The 15187-nt window shown below is 67.4% G+C and carries 16 protein-coding genes and 1 pseudogene; 11 read left to right on the top strand and 6 right to left on the bottom strand.

Features of this window, described 5'->3' with window-relative positions:
• Positions 1-18 precede the first annotated feature (18 nt).
• From ACVWYO_RS18795 to ACVWYO_RS18770, 6 genes are all read right to left on the bottom strand, one after another.
• Complete coding sequence (locus ACVWYO_RS18795; protein ID WP_457353391.1) at positions 19-933, bottom strand: alpha/beta fold hydrolase; 915 nt, start codon at positions 931-933, stop codon at positions 19-21.
• Positions 934-1120: 187 nt separating this feature from the next.
• Positions 1121-1822 (bottom strand): GntR family transcriptional regulator, encoded by a 702-nt coding sequence (locus tag ACVWYO_RS18790; protein WP_457353389.1) that lies wholly within the window; start codon positions 1820-1822, stop codon positions 1121-1123.
• Between the two features lie 254 nt (positions 1823-2076).
• Positions 2077-3441: an alpha/beta fold hydrolase gene (locus ACVWYO_RS18785; protein ID WP_457353387.1), complete on the bottom strand. Its 1365-nt coding sequence runs from the start codon at positions 3439-3441 to the stop codon at positions 2077-2079.
• A 73-nt stretch (positions 3442-3514) separates the two neighbouring features.
• Positions 3515-4249, bottom strand: a complete 735-nt coding sequence (locus tag ACVWYO_RS18780) for a hypothetical protein (protein WP_457353385.1) — start codon at positions 4247-4249, stop codon at positions 3515-3517.
• On the bottom strand, positions 4246-4608 hold the full coding sequence (locus ACVWYO_RS18775; protein WP_457353383.1) for a hypothetical protein: 363 nt from the start codon (positions 4606-4608) through the stop codon (positions 4246-4248). Before ACVWYO_RS18775 ends, ACVWYO_RS18780 begins: the two co-directional genes overlap by 4 nt.
• Positions 4605-4991, bottom strand: a complete 387-nt coding sequence (locus ACVWYO_RS18770; RefSeq protein ID WP_457353381.1) for a hypothetical protein — start codon at positions 4989-4991, stop codon at positions 4605-4607. Before ACVWYO_RS18770 ends, ACVWYO_RS18775 begins: the two co-directional genes overlap by 4 nt.
• Before the next feature lie 50 nt (positions 4992-5041).
• Between ACVWYO_RS18770 and ACVWYO_RS18765 the strand changes: the two genes are divergently transcribed.
• The 11 genes and pseudogenes from ACVWYO_RS18765 (at position 5042) to ACVWYO_RS18715 (ending at position 15185) form a co-directional block, all read left to right on the top strand.
• Positions 5042-5974: an IS5 family transposase gene (locus ACVWYO_RS18765; RefSeq protein ID WP_457348219.1), complete on the top strand. Its 933-nt coding sequence runs from the start codon at positions 5042-5044 to the stop codon at positions 5972-5974.
• Positions 5975-6044: 70 nt separating this feature from the next.
• Entirely contained in the window at positions 6045-6365 is a 321-nt protein-coding gene (locus ACVWYO_RS18760; RefSeq protein WP_457355053.1) for a CoA transferase, read from the top strand.
• Complete coding sequence (locus tag ACVWYO_RS18755) at positions 6362-7591, top strand: MmgE/PrpD family protein (protein ID WP_457353379.1); 1230 nt, start codon at positions 6362-6364, stop codon at positions 7589-7591. Before ACVWYO_RS18760 ends, ACVWYO_RS18755 begins: the two co-directional genes overlap by 4 nt.
• Positions 7588-8889, top strand: a complete 1302-nt coding sequence (locus ACVWYO_RS18750) for an MmgE/PrpD family protein (protein WP_457353377.1) — start codon at positions 7588-7590, stop codon at positions 8887-8889. Before ACVWYO_RS18755 ends, ACVWYO_RS18750 begins: the two co-directional genes overlap by 4 nt.
• The gene (locus ACVWYO_RS18745) at positions 8886-10256 is read left to right on the top strand and encodes a phenylacetate--CoA ligase family protein (RefSeq protein WP_457353375.1); all 1371 of its coding nucleotides are present in this window, start codon (positions 8886-8888) and stop codon (positions 10254-10256) included. Before ACVWYO_RS18750 ends, ACVWYO_RS18745 begins: the two co-directional genes overlap by 4 nt.
• Positions 10253-11536 carry an amidase gene (locus tag ACVWYO_RS18740; protein WP_457353373.1) on the top strand — a complete coding sequence of 428 codons (1284 nt, stop codon included), beginning with the start codon at positions 10253-10255 and terminating at the stop codon, positions 11534-11536. Before ACVWYO_RS18745 ends, ACVWYO_RS18740 begins: the two co-directional genes overlap by 4 nt.
• A gap of 10 nt (positions 11537-11546) precedes the next feature.
• Positions 11547-11852 carry an REDY-like protein HapK gene (locus ACVWYO_RS18735; RefSeq protein ID WP_457353371.1) on the top strand — a complete coding sequence of 102 codons (306 nt, stop codon included), beginning with the start codon at positions 11547-11549 and terminating at the stop codon, positions 11850-11852.
• A complete protein-coding gene (locus tag ACVWYO_RS18730) occupies positions 11852-12646 on the top strand; it encodes an SDR family NAD(P)-dependent oxidoreductase (protein ID WP_457353369.1) in 795 nt (264 codons plus the stop codon). Before ACVWYO_RS18735 ends, ACVWYO_RS18730 begins: the two co-directional genes overlap by 1 nt.
• A complete protein-coding gene (locus ACVWYO_RS18725) occupies positions 12646-13524 on the top strand; it encodes a polysaccharide deacetylase family protein (RefSeq protein WP_457353367.1) in 879 nt (292 codons plus the stop codon). The genes ACVWYO_RS18730 and ACVWYO_RS18725 overlap by 1 nt, the downstream gene beginning before the upstream one ends.
• A pseudogene (locus tag ACVWYO_RS18720) lies at positions 13521-14286 on the top strand (enoyl-CoA hydratase/isomerase family protein). Before ACVWYO_RS18725 ends, ACVWYO_RS18720 begins: the two are co-directional and overlap by 4 nt.
• Positions 14283-15185, top strand: coding sequence for a hypothetical protein (locus ACVWYO_RS18715; protein ID WP_457353365.1), 903 nt, complete (start codon positions 14283-14285; stop codon positions 15183-15185). Before ACVWYO_RS18720 ends, ACVWYO_RS18715 begins: the two are co-directional and overlap by 4 nt.
• Positions 15186-15187 lie beyond the last annotated feature (2 nt).

Here is a 15187-nt window from a genome sequence, read left to right as displayed (position 1 = left end):
GTGCTTCCTGTGGCCCGATCAGGCGGGCGTCGCCGGGGCGATGTCGAGCGGTGCGAAACTCGCGGCACGGGCGGGAAAGCGCGGCGCGGTGGCCGATGGCGGCGCGGCCACGCCCGCAAACTCGGCACCATCGGCCGCGTCGAAGAAGGCACGTGCGACCTGTTCGACATCGCCGGTATGCTGGTCGACAAAGCCATGCCCCCAGCCGGGCACATCGAGGATCCGCGAATGCGCCGCTACGCCTTGGGCACGCGGCGTCTGCTGATCGAGATCGTCACCGGTGTTGAGGATCAGCACCGCCTGCTCGACCAAAGCGAGATCGGTGGCGAGATCGTAATTGAAGGCGGCGCGATGCCCCCACCATTCGAGATTGCCGCCGAGCAGCGCCTCGCGAAAGGCATCATTGATCTCGGCGATCGTCACGCCGGGACGCAGATGATGATAGAGGAAGCCCTTCCAGCGGCGCAGGATGTGGCCGCCATCCGCCTCCGGTTCGCGGTGTCGGTAATAGGTGCGGAATTCGCGGCGCTCGTCTTCCAGAAATATCGGCGCCGACACCATCAGCACGCGGCGCACGCGCGCCGGTGCGATGCGCGACAACGCGACCGCGATCATCGAACCGGTATGATAGCCCATCAGATCGACCGGCCCGGCAATGCCGAGTGCGTCGAGCCCCGCGAGGAGATCGCGGGCATACTCCTCGATTTCCGGCGGTGCGGGCGGCGCATCGGACATGCCGAAACCCGGCGTATCGAAAGCGATCGCAACGCGGTCCTGCCCCATCGCGGGGAGCAGGCGTTCGAAGACGCGGCCGCTCATCGGGCTCATGTGAATGCACATCAGCGGCGTTGCGCTCGGCACATCAGGCCGCGCGATGCGGACATGCATCTGCCCGTGCCGCCCGTCTACATAGCTGCGGACAACCTTGCCCATATCCCCGGCTCCCTAATTTGTCCGGACAACTTTGAGCAGCTTTAGCCCTGCGCCGCAATAGGATTTGTCGCGGTTTTCACGCGAATCCCGCTGTGGCGCGCCTGAGTACGCGCCGACTCCCGCCGGGCCTTCCCGGCGGACACACATGGATAGGGACAGGGCGTGGAAGGCCGGTTCGGTTGAGCGGCTAGCTATCGACGTCGATGTGCATCGAATAGGCGAAGCGGTCACCCGGGTGGTGACTGACCGAGATTTCGAACAGCCGGTCGTCGACGTCATAATAGCAGCGCAGCACCCGCAGGCAGGCACTGCGACGCGGAATGCGGAGCTCGAGCGCCACTTCGCCGCTCGCCGGCACCGCCTGGATATCCTGCGTGACGCGCCCGACGGCGATGCCGGTGATCTGCTCGACCTGTCGAAACAGCGTCGCGCCCTCGAGATCGAGCTGCTCGGCCAGAGCGGCCTGGCTGGGATAGATATAAGCATCGACCGCGGCGATCGGCTTTTCCTCGCCCTCGCGCGTGCGCAGGCCGCGATAGTGGAGCCATTCGCCCTCGACCTTGCCCTCGATGCGATCGATCACCCGGCGCGGCACCCTGGTCATGCCGCACGGGGCGTAGCGGTTGCGCGTATCGCGGGCGTATTGCAGAATTTCGCCGACGTTCGACAAAGGCTGGTGGAGCGTCCCACCGCGTGCCGAGGCGGCCTTGATCATCGTGCCCGACCCGCGGCGGCGCGAGATCAGACCTTCGATCTCCAATCGGCGCAACGCTTCGCGCACGGTGAAGCGACTGACACCGTGCGCCTTGCACAGCGCGCTCTCGGTCGGAAAATGCGCACCCGCCGTCAGCGCGCCGGAATAAATCGCGGTGCGGATCTCGTCTGCCAACTGAACATAGCGCGGCCTGGATGGCGCGACGCCCGCCTTTGCGGGGCGCGGCTTGCCCGATTTTTGCGGTCCCATCGATTTCTCACCCCGTATTAGACGTTCCCGCCACCATCAGGACGGTTAGCCAGCGCGGTCGCGCCGCGCGTTCGGAAACGTCGTAAGGTGCGGGTTAGATAACGATATTAAATGGATCAAGCGCAGCGTTGCTTATGCGACCTCAAACGCGCGCCAATCGCACGAGCCGCGGCGTCGCTTTACGCATTCCCATCGAAAGCCTCCATTACGGCACGAGCGACGTGCCATTCGCGTGCCGCGCTCGACCGCAGCAGCGCGCGATGCTCCAGCGCCAGCTGCGCGGGCACAAGCGTGGCCGGATCGAAATCGCGCGCCGACTCTGCACTGGGTGCATACCAGGGCGAAAAGAGCCGTGCGGCGCGCACGATCGACCAGGCGCGGGTGAGATACGCGCCGAAACGATCGGGTGTGAGATCGGGATAGAGGCGCGCCGGATCCCCCGCCGGGAGCGGTTCATAGGCGATGGTCGTGGCGCCGAGCGCTCGCATCGCGGCGGCGATCACTGCCTGCCGGTCGGTCGGCGCCGCGCCTGTCCACGGATCGGACAGGCCATGCCCCGGAAGGTCGATCGCCAGCGCCCCCTGCCCGAGCAATTCCAGCGCGCGACCGGGACCGTGCACCAGCAGCGGCGCGGCGCGCGTACCGCGCCAGTGAAGGAGCCCGTCAAAGCCCGGCGCCTGCTCCGCGATGAACCCCGCGTCGGCGACCTCACCGAGCCGGTCGGGCATCGGCTCGCGATAGGCGGCGAGGAAATCGATGCTCGCCTGCTGATGCGCCTCGGGCGTCGCGACCTTCTGGGCCGCCCAGCCGCTCGGCAGCGCGCCGAGCCGATCGATATGGTCTTGCAGTGGATCGCCGTCATAGGCGGTGATCAGCACCGGCCGGGTGATGTCGCCGGGATCGGGCATTTGACGCGGCGCGCGCAGCACCGCTCCATAGCCGGCGCGATAGGCATCGCCCGAATCGAGCATTTCGCGCACCACGGCATCGACCTTGGCGGGGTCGTCGTGCGGGCTCCGCAGACGCTTGGTGGGCTCGACCGCGAACCACGGGAAGAACCAGCTCTGTTCGAGGATGCGGTTCCATAGCCAGGTGAGATGCTCGCCGAAGGGCTGCGGCTGGAACGCCGGGAGATAGGAATCCGAGAAGGACTGCATCTCCTCCGCCGTCCAGATCGCATAGCCGCCGATCGCCAGCGCCGCGAAACGCTCCGGATGGCGCTTGAGTGCGTTGACCAGGATGATGCCGCCCGAATGGAAGCCATAGGCCGGCACGCACTCGAGCCCGAGCGCATCGAGCAGATCGACCAGCGCGTCGGCGAAATCATCGATCGAGGGATCGCCCGGCAATGGATCGGACTGGCCGAAGCCGGGCGAATCCGGCGCGATGCACGTAAACGTCTCGCCCCATTGCCGCATCAAGGCCGCATATTCGGCCGACGAGCGCGGGCTCTGGTGGATCATCAGCAACACCGGCCCCGCCCCGCAGCGACGATAATGACAGCGGCGCGTGCCGACATCGACGAAATGGCGGGTAATCTTCATGCTGATAACCAGTCCGGAGAAATGATCGCGACACGCCCGTGGCGCGGCGCCGAGGTGCGTCGCGCGGGCCGGCTCAGCGGTCGAGTTCGACCAGTTCGTACCAGGTCTGCATATAGCCGCCGACGCCGCCCTGGACGAAGATCGAGTCGTCGTCCGCGGTCACCCACATCTCGTAGGTCGGATGCGTGACGCCGCCCATGCCGTGTTCGCTGGCATCGATATAGCGATAGTGTCGGCACGCGAAGGTGCCGGCGCCGACAGTGACGGTTTCCTCCCCGACATATTCCATGTCGATCACCACCTCGGCGATCATCGGCGGCGTCGCGCCACGATGATCGGGCGACGGCAGGTACGCGCGGATCGCGCGGCGGTGCGGGCCCTTCGACAGATCCATGCAGCGCGTCATGAAGCCATCGCTGACGATCGGATGCGTGCCCATGCCGTCGATCGCACCATCGAACTTGACGGTCTGCGACAGGCGGCCGATCGACGGGCCGAAGCTCTCGCATTCGATCGTCCCGCCGGTCTCGCTATGCGTCACGTTGAACCAGCCCGAGCCCATGAAGGTATCGCCGACCATCAAATGGACATGCAAATTCTGCGGCTTGCCGTCGGGGCCGATCGCGTAGATCACGTCGCGCAGCACGGTCGGTGCCGGTTCGTCGATCTCGCACTGCGCGCGGATCACCACCGACCCGTCGCCATGATGCGTGAAGGCGAACCATTCGCGGCCGCGCTCCTGGTCGAGCATGTCGGGCTTCTTCGAGGTGTAGCGGATTTTGCCACGGATGCTGCGGTGCGCGATCATAGCTCTTTCAATTCCTTGCTGACCTGTTCGACAGGCTTGTCATCGGCCGCCATCGCCTCGACGGCTTGCTGCACGCCGCGCATCACGCGCGCGATATAGGCCTTGGTCGCGACGCCGCGTTCGTAGCCGGCATCGGCGTCGGGCGCGTAGCGTTCGATCTCGGCTCGAGTAAGCACGCCCTTGGCTTCGAGCAGCCGCTCGAGCGTGTCGCCGCGCTGGCGCTGGACCGAGACTTCGGCGACCAGCGCCATCACGATCGACAGCAAGCGGTCGACCGCCGGGTCTTCGAAATATTCCGGGCCCTTGCCCTTGGCGCGCTTGCCGGCGAGCGTGATCCAGTCGAGGCCGTCATCGCTCATGCGTCGTTCCGATCGTTTTTCCACGCGCCATAGGCATGCCAGAAGGCGGCGCGGCCATGATCTTCCTCGCCCTTGCTTTCGACCTGCGGGAACACCTTGGTATCGACCACCGCGCGCACGCCAGTGGTAAACAGCTTGTCGGGCGCAAAACCCGCATCGACCATGATCTGCGGCACGTCGAGCGCGTGCATCGCCGACCAGAACGGCTCATTGTTGTTGAACGCATCCCAGTCGCGGATGAACTGCTCGTAGAGCGGCATCGCGTCGGTGTAAGCGGGCTGCTCGAGGTGGAACATCAGCCCGCCCGGCGCGAGTACGCGATACCCCTCGCGGATGATCCGCGGCAGCGCGCTGCCCGACAGTTCGTGCAGGCTTTGTTGCAAAACTGATGGCGGGGATTCACGCAGGGAATCGAGCGGTATAGATAGGCGTAATGCCCAAACCTGCCGCACCTGTGTATCGTACGACGAACTGGCCTGAGTATAATGCGGCGCTGAAGCGGCGTGGGTCGCTGGAAATATGGTTTGATCCGGAGATGCACTGGCTTTCGAAGCCGTGTGGTCGCCCTGGTCGCCCGATGCGGTTTTCAGACAGCGCGATAGAGCTGTGCCTGACGCTGAAGACGCTGTTCAACCTGCCTTTGCGGCAAGTGACGGGGTTGGTTTCGAGCCTGATCAAAATGGCGGGGCTGGATTGGTCGGTGCCGGATTATACGACGCTGTGCCGACGGCAGAAGACGTTGAAGGTCAACCTCGGCGGGCGGATCAGCTCGGGCGGACTGCACCTGCTGGTCGACAGCACCGGGATCAAAATGACGGGAGAAGGCGAGTGGAAGACGCGCAAACACGGACCGTCCTACCGTCGCCAGTGGCGCAAGGTGCATCTCGGGATTGATGCTGGGACGCTGGATATCCGGGCCATTGAGGTCACGACGAATGCCATTGGTGACGCACCGACGCTGCCCGTTCTCCTGGCGCAAATTCCCGGAGACGAGCGGATACTCAGCGTCGGCGGAGATGGCGCTTATGATACCAGGGACTGCCATGCCGCTATTGCCGGGCGCGGTGCCGATGCGGTCATCCCGGTCCGCCGCAACGGGCAACCATGGGCAGAAGGCGGTCCCGGCGTCGATGCACGCAATGGAGCGCTACGCGCGACAAAGCGGCTTGGTCGCGCAATCTGGAAAAAGTGGAGCGGCTATCATCGCCGCAGTCTGGTCGAGACCAAAATGCACTGCTTCAAACTCCTGGGCCAGCGCGTTGTCGCCCGCACCTTCGATCGTCAGATTACCGAGCTCAAAGTCCGTGCTGCAATTCTCAATCGGTTCTCCGAAATAGGAACGCCGGTGACCGTCCGCATCCAATAACATCTTCAAGTAAAACGTCGGTCATGCTCTCTCGTAATTATGCAACAAAGCCGGGCGCGAGCCGAAGTTCATCCGGAATTTGCTCACCGCGCTCGAGCGCGAGGATCTGATTCCGCTTGGCGATCTGCCGACCGGGGCGGCACAGGCGCCGCTGACGGCTTTCCTGCGCGAAACCTTCGCGACCAAGACGCGTGACGCCTGGATCGAATGGTTCGCCCATCGCGACGTGGCCTTCGCGCCGGTGCTCGATTTCGCCGAAGCCTTTGCCGAGCCGAACGTCGCGGCGCGCGGATTGGTCATCGCCGCCGACGGGACGCACCAGATTGCGCCAGCGATCCGCTTCGGGGGCGACGGCTGGACGGCCGCCCCGGCGCCCGAGCTCGGCAAATGACGCTAGATCCCACCCTCACCGAGCAGATCGCGGCGCATGTCCTGCGCCCGGTCGAAGCCGCGACGCGCGATCGCGCGCGACTGCATCTGCTCGACTGGCTGGCCTGCGTCGGTGCGGCGCGGCGCGGATCGGTGGCTTTGGCGCTGGCCGGCGATGGCACGGCGCTGTCGCGATCGGCGTGGCTCGGCAACGTGCTCGAAATGGACGACGTGCATCGCGCCGCGATCCTGCATCCCGGGCCGGTGGTGTGGCCGGCGGCGCTGGCCGGGCCGGCACGCCCGATGGCGGCACTGCTCGACGCAGGCGTCCGCGGCTATGAGGCGATGATCGCGGTCGGCGCGACGCTCGATGCGCGGCATTATGCCTTCTATCACAACACCGCGACCGCGGGCGTGTTCGGCGCCACCACGGCGAGCCTGATGCACGGCGATGCGGCGACGCTGGCGTCGGCGCTCGGGCTTGCCGGATCGGTCAGCGGCGGGCTCTGGCAGATGCGGCACGCACCGGGCGACGCCAAGCAATGGCATGTCGCGCATGCGGTCGAGACCGGGGCGCGCGCGGCGCATTTCGCCACGCTCGGCATGCGCGGGCCGCGTCACATCCTCGAAGGACCGCAGGGGCTGTACGCGGCGACCTGCACGACGCCGAAAACGCTGACGCTGGCGCAAGGCTGGCAGATCGAGGCGGTCAGCTTCAAGCCGTGGGGCGCATGCCGCCATGCGCATCCCGCGATCGACGCCGCACTCGAGCTGAAGGCGCAAGGCTTGCTCGACGGCGTGGTCACCGTCGAGACCTATGCCGATGCGCTGACCTTCTGCGACCGGCCCGATCCTGCAAGCGTGCTCGACGCCAAATTCTCGCTGCAGTATGCGGTTGCGATCGTGATCGAGCGCGGCGTGCCGCAGCTCGCCGATTTCGAACCCGCCGCGATCGAAGCGCTTGCCGCGACCCGCGCGCGTGTCACCGTTCGCGAAGATGCCGAGTTCACCACGCGCTTCCCTGCCCATTTCGGCGCGCGCGTCAGCACCACGCACGGCAGCGTCACGCTAATTGACACGCGCGGCGATCCCGAACGGCCGCTGTCGCGCGACGGAGTGATCGCTAAGGCGCACGCCTTGCTCGCCTGGGGCGGCGTGGATGCGGCCGGGATAGATGCTTGCCTCGCCGCAGCGCTTGAGGCGGACGATACGCAACCGGTGCTCGATTGGCTGGCGGCGTGGCTATGAGTGCGACCACCGGCCTGCTCGATTTCGCACATGCGGCGCACGATCTTCCGGCAGCGATACGAGCCGACACGCTGAGGCTGCTCGCCGACACGCTGGCGGTCGGCGCGGCGGGGGCGACCGCGCCCGGCGCGGACGGCCTGCTTCGAGCGGCAACGAGCTGGGGTGCAGGCACGGATGCCCGACCGGTCGGCGGTGGCGCCCGCCTGCCCGCCGCCTCGGGTGCATTCGTCAGCGCTTTCCGCATTCACTGTCTCGAATGGGACGCGGTGCACGAGCCCGCCGTGGTGCACGCGCTCTCGGTCGTCACCGCGGCGGTCGCCGCCGCGATCGACCGGCGTGGCGGCTGCGATGCCGAAACCGCACTCGCCGCGATCGCGGTCGGTGTCGATGTGGCCAGCGGGCTCGGCATCGCCGCGACATCGCCGCTGACCTTCTTCCGCCCCGCCACAGCTGGCTGCATCGGCGCGGCGCTGGCCGTCGCGCGGATCGAGCAACTGCCCCGCGCTGGTTTCGATGATGTGCTCGGGCTCGCCTATTCGTCCTGCGCGGGAACGATGCAGGCGCATGTCGAGGGATCGATCGCGCTGCCGCTGCAGGTCGCCGGAGCCGCACGGAGCGCGGTGCAGGCGGTCGATCTGGTAAGCGCCGGGTTGACCGGACCCCACGATGCGCTCGAAGGGCCGTTCGGCTATTTCGCGCTATTCGACCGCGGCGCGCTGTCCACCTACACCGACTCGCTCGGCACGTGGCAGATCGCCGAGGTCAGCACCAAGCCGTTCCCGTCGGGCCGCGCGAGCCACGGCGTCCTGTCGGTGCTCGACACGCTGTCGCGCGACGAGGCCGCGGCGGTCGCCAGGATCGAAGCGCGTGTGCCACCGCTGGTCGCCCGCCTCGTCGGCCGCCCGTTCCGCACCGACATGACCCCGGCCTATGCGCGTCTCTGCCTGCCCCTGCTTGCGGCGCTCATGCTGCGCGACGGCCGGATCGACCCACGCCGCTTCACGCCAGAGACGTTCGCGCTGCCGGAAGTCGCGGGCCTCGCGAACCGCATCCGTATCGTCGCCGACGCCAATCCCGATCCCAACGCGCTGTCGCCGCAGATCGTCGACATCACCTTCGCCGACGGCCGTCGCATCGAACGTCACGTGCCGCACACGCTCGGCGCGCCAGACGCCCCGCTCTCCCCCGCCCAGGCGGACGCCAAGCGCGACCTCGCGCGTGTGCTGGCGCTGCCCGACCTCGATCCCCGGCTGTTCGACGACCCGCTCGGCTATTTCACCCAACCGGAGGCGGCATGACCTTTCCGACCTATCATGAGACGATCGACATCCAGGCGATGCTCAAGGCCTATCCGGTCGGCGACGCCTTTGTTGCGCGCTATACCGGCATGAGCCGCGACGAGCTGTTCGCGCTGCAGGACGCGCAATTCCGCACGCTGATGCGGCGCGGCTGGCAGATCCCGTTCTATCAGCGGCTGTGGGGCGCGAAGGGCATCGAGGCCGGCGATATCCAGTGCCTCGCCGACATCACCAAGCTGCCGGTCTACGACAAGTCCGACATCATGGCCTCGGTCGCCGCTTACCCGCCCTATGGCGATTTCTCGGGCATGGGCGGCGCGGATCGGCCGCCGGTGATCTTCCATACCACTTCGGGCACCACCGGGCGTCCGCAGCCCTTGCTGTTCGGGCCAAAGGGGCGCGAGGTGCCCAATCTGCTCGTCGGGCGCATGTACCGCTGGCAGGGGCTCGGATCCTCGGACGTGGTCCAGTCGGTCTATGGCCACGGAATGATCAACGGCGGGCATTACATCCGCGAGGCGGTCACGCATTTCACCAACGCGATCTTCCTGTCGGCCGGTACGGGAATCGAGACGCGCTCGGTCGCGCAGGTCAATCTGATGGCCGATTTCGGCGTTACCGTCCTCGCCGGCTTCATCGACTATCTTCGCAAATTGTCAGAGGTGGCCCGCGCGGAAGGGCTGATCGAACGGCTCAACATCCGCATGATCTGCGCACATCTCGGCACCGAGGATCGCTCGGCGGTCGAGCAGGCATGGGGCGGTGCCAAGGCCTATGACTGGTACGGCGTCGGCGATACCGGCGCGATCGCGGGCGAAGGGCCCGACCGCAACGGGCTGTATGTTTGGGAAGATGCGCAATATCTCGAACTGCTCGACATCGACAGCGGCGCCCCCGTCGCCGCGGGCGAGACCGGCGACATGGTCGTCACCTGCCTGTTCAAGGACGACATCGCGCCGTGCATCCGCTTCAACACGCATGACGTCACGCACGAACTGACCGGCCCGAGCGACACCGGCATGGCGTTCAAGCGCATCGCCGGCTTCAAGGGGCGCAGCGATGCGATGGTCAAGCTGCGCGGGATCAACGTCTTCCCGCAGGCGATTGGCGCGATCCTCGAGGATCAGCACGAGCTGCCCGGTGAGTTCGTCTGCACGCTGGCGCGCGACCCCGCGACGCAGCGCGAGGACATGACGGTGATCCTCGAAACCCGCGGCGGCAGTGATCCCACGGCAATCGGTGCGCTGCTGCGCCAGGGCCTCGGCGTCGAGGTGCTCGTCAAGCTTGTGGAACCGGGCGGGACCGCCGCGATGACGCAGGTCGATGTGCGGCAGAAGCCGATCCGACTGATCGACCAGCGCACATGACCGCCTGGCACCGACTCGGCATCGCCGACCTGCACGCCGCCTATCGTGCGGGTGCGGTGACGCCGTCGGCGGTGCTGGCGGCGCAGCGCGCGCGGATCGCCGACGTCGACCCCGACCTCGGCGCTTATGTGGACCTCGACCCTGCGGCGGACGCGTCGGAGAGCGACGCGCGGGTCGCGGCCGGCACGCTGCGACCGCTTGAAGGCGTGCCGGTCGCGGTCAAATCGAACATCGCCGTCGCCGGGCTCAGCTGGAATGCCGGGATGGAATTGCGCCGCGCAATCATTGCCAAGCGCGATGCCGAGGTCGTCGTGCGGCTGCGCATTGCCGGCGCGATCGTGCTCGGCACGCTCAACATGCACGAGGCGGCCCTCGGCGCGACCACCGACAATGTCTGGTTCGGGCGCACCGGCAACCCGCATCGTGCGGGCACGACGCCGGGCGGATCGTCGGGCGGCAGCGGCGCGGCGGTGGCGGCCGGGCTGTGCGTTGCCGCGCTCGGCACCGACACTCTGGGATCGGTGCGGATTCCGGCGGCCTATACCGGCGTGTATGGTCTCAAGCCCACCACTGGAGCGATCCCAGCGGACGGCCTCGTGCCGCTGTCGCGCCAGTTCGACGCGATCGGGGCATTGGCGCGGCCGCTCGCCGATCTCGAGGCAGTGTGGACGGCACTCGCCGGGCTGCGCGCCTTTGCTGCACCGACGCGGTTGTTGACGCTCGAAGACCTGGGCGGCGTGACCTGCGAGCCGGCCGTGCTGAACGGCTACCGGCGCGCAGCGGCACTGCTATCGGACCTGACACCAGAATCCCTCGCGCTCCCGCTCGGCGAAATCCGCACCGCAGGCTTCGTCACCGTCGCACGCGAGCTGTCGCGCGATCTCGGCACGCAGCGCAGCAGCGCGGCGGAGCGGCTGTCGGACGGGCTGCACTGGCTGCTCGATTATGCTGACCGCGCGACGCTCGACCCGGCGGTGCTCCCCGCCGCCAGCGAGGTGATCCGCGCGGCGATCGGCAGCGACGGCGTGCTGTTGCTGCCGACCGCCCCACAGGCCGCTTTCCCGCACGGCGCCCGCGCGCCCGTCAACCAGGCCGATTTCACCGCGCTCGCCAGCATCGCCGGCCTGCCCGCGCTGTCGATCCCCGCCGGGCGCGACGCACATGGCCTGCCGGTCGCGGTACAGATCGTCGGGCCAGCGGGCAGCGAAGCCGCTTTGTTCGCGCTCGCCCGCACGCTCGACCACGGGCTTGCCGGCTACGCCCCACCCTTGCTGTTCTGAGGAGAAACCGATGCGTATCGTCGTCCTGTTCAATCTGAAGCCCGGTGTGGACCCGGCCGCCTATGAAGCCTGGGCGAAGCAGATCGACATTCCCAGCTGCAACGCGCTCGGCTCGGTCGAGCGTTTCAGCGTCCACCGCGCGACCGGCCTGTTCGGCAGCGACGCGCCATCGCCGTACCACTATGTCGAGGTGATCGACATCACCGCGATGGACCCGTTCGTCGCCGAGATTTCGACCGAGGCATTCCAGAAGGTGTCGGCGGCGTTCGGTGACTATGCCGACGCGCCGCAGTTCATCCTGACGCAGGATCTGTGATGCGGTACGCCGGCAAGACGATCGTCGTCACCGGCTCGGGCCGCGAGAAGGGCCTCGGCCAGGCGATCCTCCAGCGCTTCGCCGACGAGGGCGCCTCCTGCGTGGTGTCCGACGTGACGATCGGCGCCGAGGCCGAGGGTGTCGCCGCAGAGCTGCGCGCACGTGGCGCCGAAGTCGCGACGATCTCTTGCGACGTCAGCGATGCGGCGGCGTGCACCGCGCTGGTTGCCGCGACGGTCGAACGGTTCGGGTCGCTCGACATTTTCGTCAACAATGCCGGGATCGGCTTCATGATGCAGCCGCTGCTCGTGGTCGATCCGGCCGATTGGGACAAGGTCCTGTCGGTCAACCTGTCGGGCGCCTTCTACTGCACGCAGGCCGCGGCCAAAGCGATGATCGCGGGCGGAAAGCCCGGGCGGATCATCAACATCGCCAGCCAGGCGGCCAAGACCGGCTTCCCGCATCTGCCCGCCTATGTCAGCTCGAAGCACGGCATGGTCGGCCTGACCCGCGCCGCGGCGCTCGAGCTCGGCGCGCACCGCATCACCGTCAACGCGGTCTGCCCCAACCACGTCACCACGGGCCTCGGCGCCGAACAGAATGCCTATTTCTCGAAGCTGCTCGGGTTCGACAGCGTCGAGGCGTATGTCGCCAACATGGCGGCGAAGAACCCGCTCGGGCGGCCTGGCCACGGCGCCGACACCGCCGCCGCCTGCGCGTGGCTCGCCTCGGACGATGCCGTTTACGTGACCGGCGAGGCGCTCAACGTCTCGGGCGGCGAGGAGATGCACTGATGCCCGCACAGCTGACCGAGGAACGGATCGACTGGCCGAACGGCGCCAAGATCGCGGTGTTGGTGGTGGTCAATGTCGAGGAAGGCTCGGAAATGACCGTCGCGCGCGGCGATCGCGGGATGGAGCCGGTCGACGAGCTCGGCATCCACATCAAGGCGCCGATCCGCAATTACGGCAACGAGTCCAACTATCTCTACGGCATCAAGGCGGGTGCGCCGCGCGTCGTGAAACTGCTGCGGCAGTACGACGTCAAGGCGAGCTGGACCGTCGCCGCGCTCAGCCTCGAAAACCATCCCGAGATCGCTGCGGCGATCCGCGAGCTCGGCCATGAGGCGGTCAGCCATGGCTGGCGCTGGGTCCACCAGTTCAAGCTCGACGAAGCCGCCGAGCGCGACTTCATCGCCAAGGCGGTCGCCTCGATCGAGGCCACCACCGGCACGCGGCCCTATGGCTGGCTGAGCCGCTATTTCCACACCGACAACACCCGCCGGCTGCTGATCGAGGCAGGGTTCGCCTATCATATGGACGATTATTCGGGCGACGTGCCCTTCTGGGATCGCACCACGGTGCCGGGCAAGCCGATCGCGATCGTGCCCTACCAGATTGACTCGAACGACATGAAGATGTGGACCGACCCGGCCTACACCCCGGCAGCGTGGTTCGATTATGCCAAGGGCTGTTTCGACCAGCTTTATCGCGAAGGCCAGGCGGGCAACCCCAAGATGATGTCGCTCGGGCTGCACCTGCGCATCATCGGGCGGCCGGGGCGAATCTGGGCGTTCGAGGAATTCCTCAAGCACGTCCGCGCGCATGACGACGTGTGGATCGCGACGCGGCGCGAGATCGCGCAGCATCTGGCCGTGGTCGACCCGGCATGACGCTACGGCTCGAAACGAAAGGCGCGGTCGCGCATCTGCTGATCGACCGCGCGGCCAAGCGCAACGCCTTCACCCAGGCGATGTGGGAGGCGCTGCCCGCCCTGGTCGAGCAGGCGATGGCCGATCCCGCGGTGCGCGTGCTGGTGCTGCGCGCGGCGGAGCCCGGCGCGTTTTGCGCGGGCGCGGACATTGGCGAGTTCGGGAAAGGCGCGCAGGATCCCGCTTGGCGCGCGGCGAACCAGGCGGCGATCGCGCGCGCAGCACGTCCTCGCGCGCGCCGCCAAGCCGGTGATCGCGTTCATCGAGGGCGATTGCGTCGGCGGCGGCTGTGGTCTCGCCATCGCATGCGATCTACGCGTGGCGACCTCGGCCGCGCGCTTCGGCATCACGCCGGCCAAGCTCGGGCTGGTCTATTCGCTGCACGACACCAAGCTGCTGGTCGACTTGGTCGGCCCGTCGCAGGCCAAGCGCATCCTGTTCACCGGCGCGCTGATCGATGCCGGCGAAGCGCTGCGCATCGGGCTGGTCGATCTCGTCGATGCCGACCCGCTGGCGCTCGCCGAGATGATCGCGGCCAATTCGCTCCACAGCACGGTTAAGTCCAAGGCGATCGTCCGCCGCATCCTCGACGGCCAGGCCGATGACGATGCCGCCACCGCCACGCTGTTCGCCGAGGCCTTCACCCAGCCCGACTTCGCCGAGGGCGTCAGCGCCTTCCTCTCCAAGCGCGCGCCGGACTTTGGCGGGAAGGTGCCCGAATGAGCGATTTCCTGACGCACGGCCGGATCCTCGGCGGGGTTGCGACGACGCCCGATCTCGATGCGGCGATCAGCGACTATCGCGACCGGCTTGGCTTGAAGCTGATCGAAAGCGGCACCCTCCCCGCCGATCTCGCGGCAAGCTGGGGCTGCCCCGCCAATGCCGGCGCGCGCTTCGCCACGCTGCAACCAGCGAGCGGCGTACCGTGCTTCCTGCGTCTGGTGGAACAGCCGCTCCCCGCCGATTTCGTGCCGACGCGCACCTATGGCTGGGCGGCGTACGAACTGACCGTGCAGGACGTGTTCGGCTGGCCCGATCGCCTTGCCGGCAGCGGGTTCGAGATCGTGGGCGCGCCCAAGGAAATCCCCGGCCTGCCCTATTTCGTCGCGATGCAGATGCTCGGGCGCGGGCGCGAGATGATCTATCTCAACGAAGTCCGGCTCGACACGCCGACCTCCGACCTGCCGCGCGCGATGTCGCCGGTCGACCACCTGTTCATCGTCATCCTCGCCACGCCCGATCGGGCGGCGACGATGGCCTGGTACGCCGAAATGCTCGGGCTGGAGGAAGGCGGGACATACACAATCCCGTACAGCATGATCAACACCGCCTTCGGCCTGCCCGCCACGACGATGACCACGCTCAGCATGGCGCAGAAGCACCGCCTGCCGATCGTCGAGATCGACGATTATCCCGCTGTGGCCACCTCGCGCGGGACCGCGGCGGGGTCGTTGCCGCCGGGCAACGCGCTGGTCACGCTCGCGGTCGATCGGTTCGAGGGCCGCGCGCTCGATTGGATCACGCCGCCGGTGGTGCGCGCCGGCCCGTTCTACGCCGGGCGTCGCGCCGCGACGGTGCGCGGGCCGGCCGGCGAACTGCTCGAACTGATCGAGATCGGCTGATG

Source organism: Sphingomonas sp. UYP23 (assembly GCF_054059235.1).
Note: the sequence above shows the minus strand (reverse complement) of the source record. Positions and strands in the feature narration are given on the sequence as shown.

What these genes read in the sequence shown, in the direction of transcription:
- ACVWYO_RS18795 (WP_457353391.1), bottom strand. Translation starts at nt 933, where the DNA reads ATGGGCAAGGTTGTCCGCAGCTATGTAGACGGGCGGCACGGGCAGATG.
- ACVWYO_RS18785 (WP_457353387.1), bottom strand. Translation starts at nt 3,441, where the DNA reads ATGAAGATTACCCGCCATTTCGTCGATGTCGGCACGCGCCGCTGTCAT.
- ACVWYO_RS18780 (WP_457353385.1), bottom strand. Translation starts at nt 4,249, where the DNA reads ATGATCGCGCACCGCAGCATCCGTGGCAAAATCCGCTACACCTCGAAG.
- ACVWYO_RS18775 (WP_457353383.1), bottom strand. Translation starts at nt 4,608, where the DNA reads ATGAGCGATGACGGCCTCGACTGGATCACGCTCGCCGGCAAGCGCGCC.
- ACVWYO_RS18765 (WP_457348219.1), top strand. Translation starts at nt 5,042, where the DNA reads ATGCCCAAACCTGCCGCACCTGTGTATCGTACGACGAACTGGCCTGAG.
- ACVWYO_RS18755 (WP_457353379.1), top strand. Translation starts at nt 6,362, where the DNA reads ATGACGCTAGATCCCACCCTCACCGAGCAGATCGCGGCGCATGTCCTG.
- ACVWYO_RS18750 (WP_457353377.1), top strand. Translation starts at nt 7,588, where the DNA reads ATGAGTGCGACCACCGGCCTGCTCGATTTCGCACATGCGGCGCACGAT.
- ACVWYO_RS18745 (WP_457353375.1), top strand. Translation starts at nt 8,886, where the DNA reads ATGACCTTTCCGACCTATCATGAGACGATCGACATCCAGGCGATGCTC.
- ACVWYO_RS18740 (WP_457353373.1), top strand. Translation starts at nt 10,253, where the DNA reads ATGACCGCCTGGCACCGACTCGGCATCGCCGACCTGCACGCCGCCTAT.
- ACVWYO_RS18735 (WP_457353371.1), top strand. Translation starts at nt 11,547, where the DNA reads ATGCGTATCGTCGTCCTGTTCAATCTGAAGCCCGGTGTGGACCCGGCC.
- ACVWYO_RS18730 (WP_457353369.1), top strand. Translation starts at nt 11,852, where the DNA reads ATGCGGTACGCCGGCAAGACGATCGTCGTCACCGGCTCGGGCCGCGAG.
- ACVWYO_RS18725 (WP_457353367.1), top strand. Translation starts at nt 12,646, where the DNA reads ATGCCCGCACAGCTGACCGAGGAACGGATCGACTGGCCGAACGGCGCC.
- ACVWYO_RS18715 (WP_457353365.1), top strand. Translation starts at nt 14,283, where the DNA reads ATGAGCGATTTCCTGACGCACGGCCGGATCCTCGGCGGGGTTGCGACG.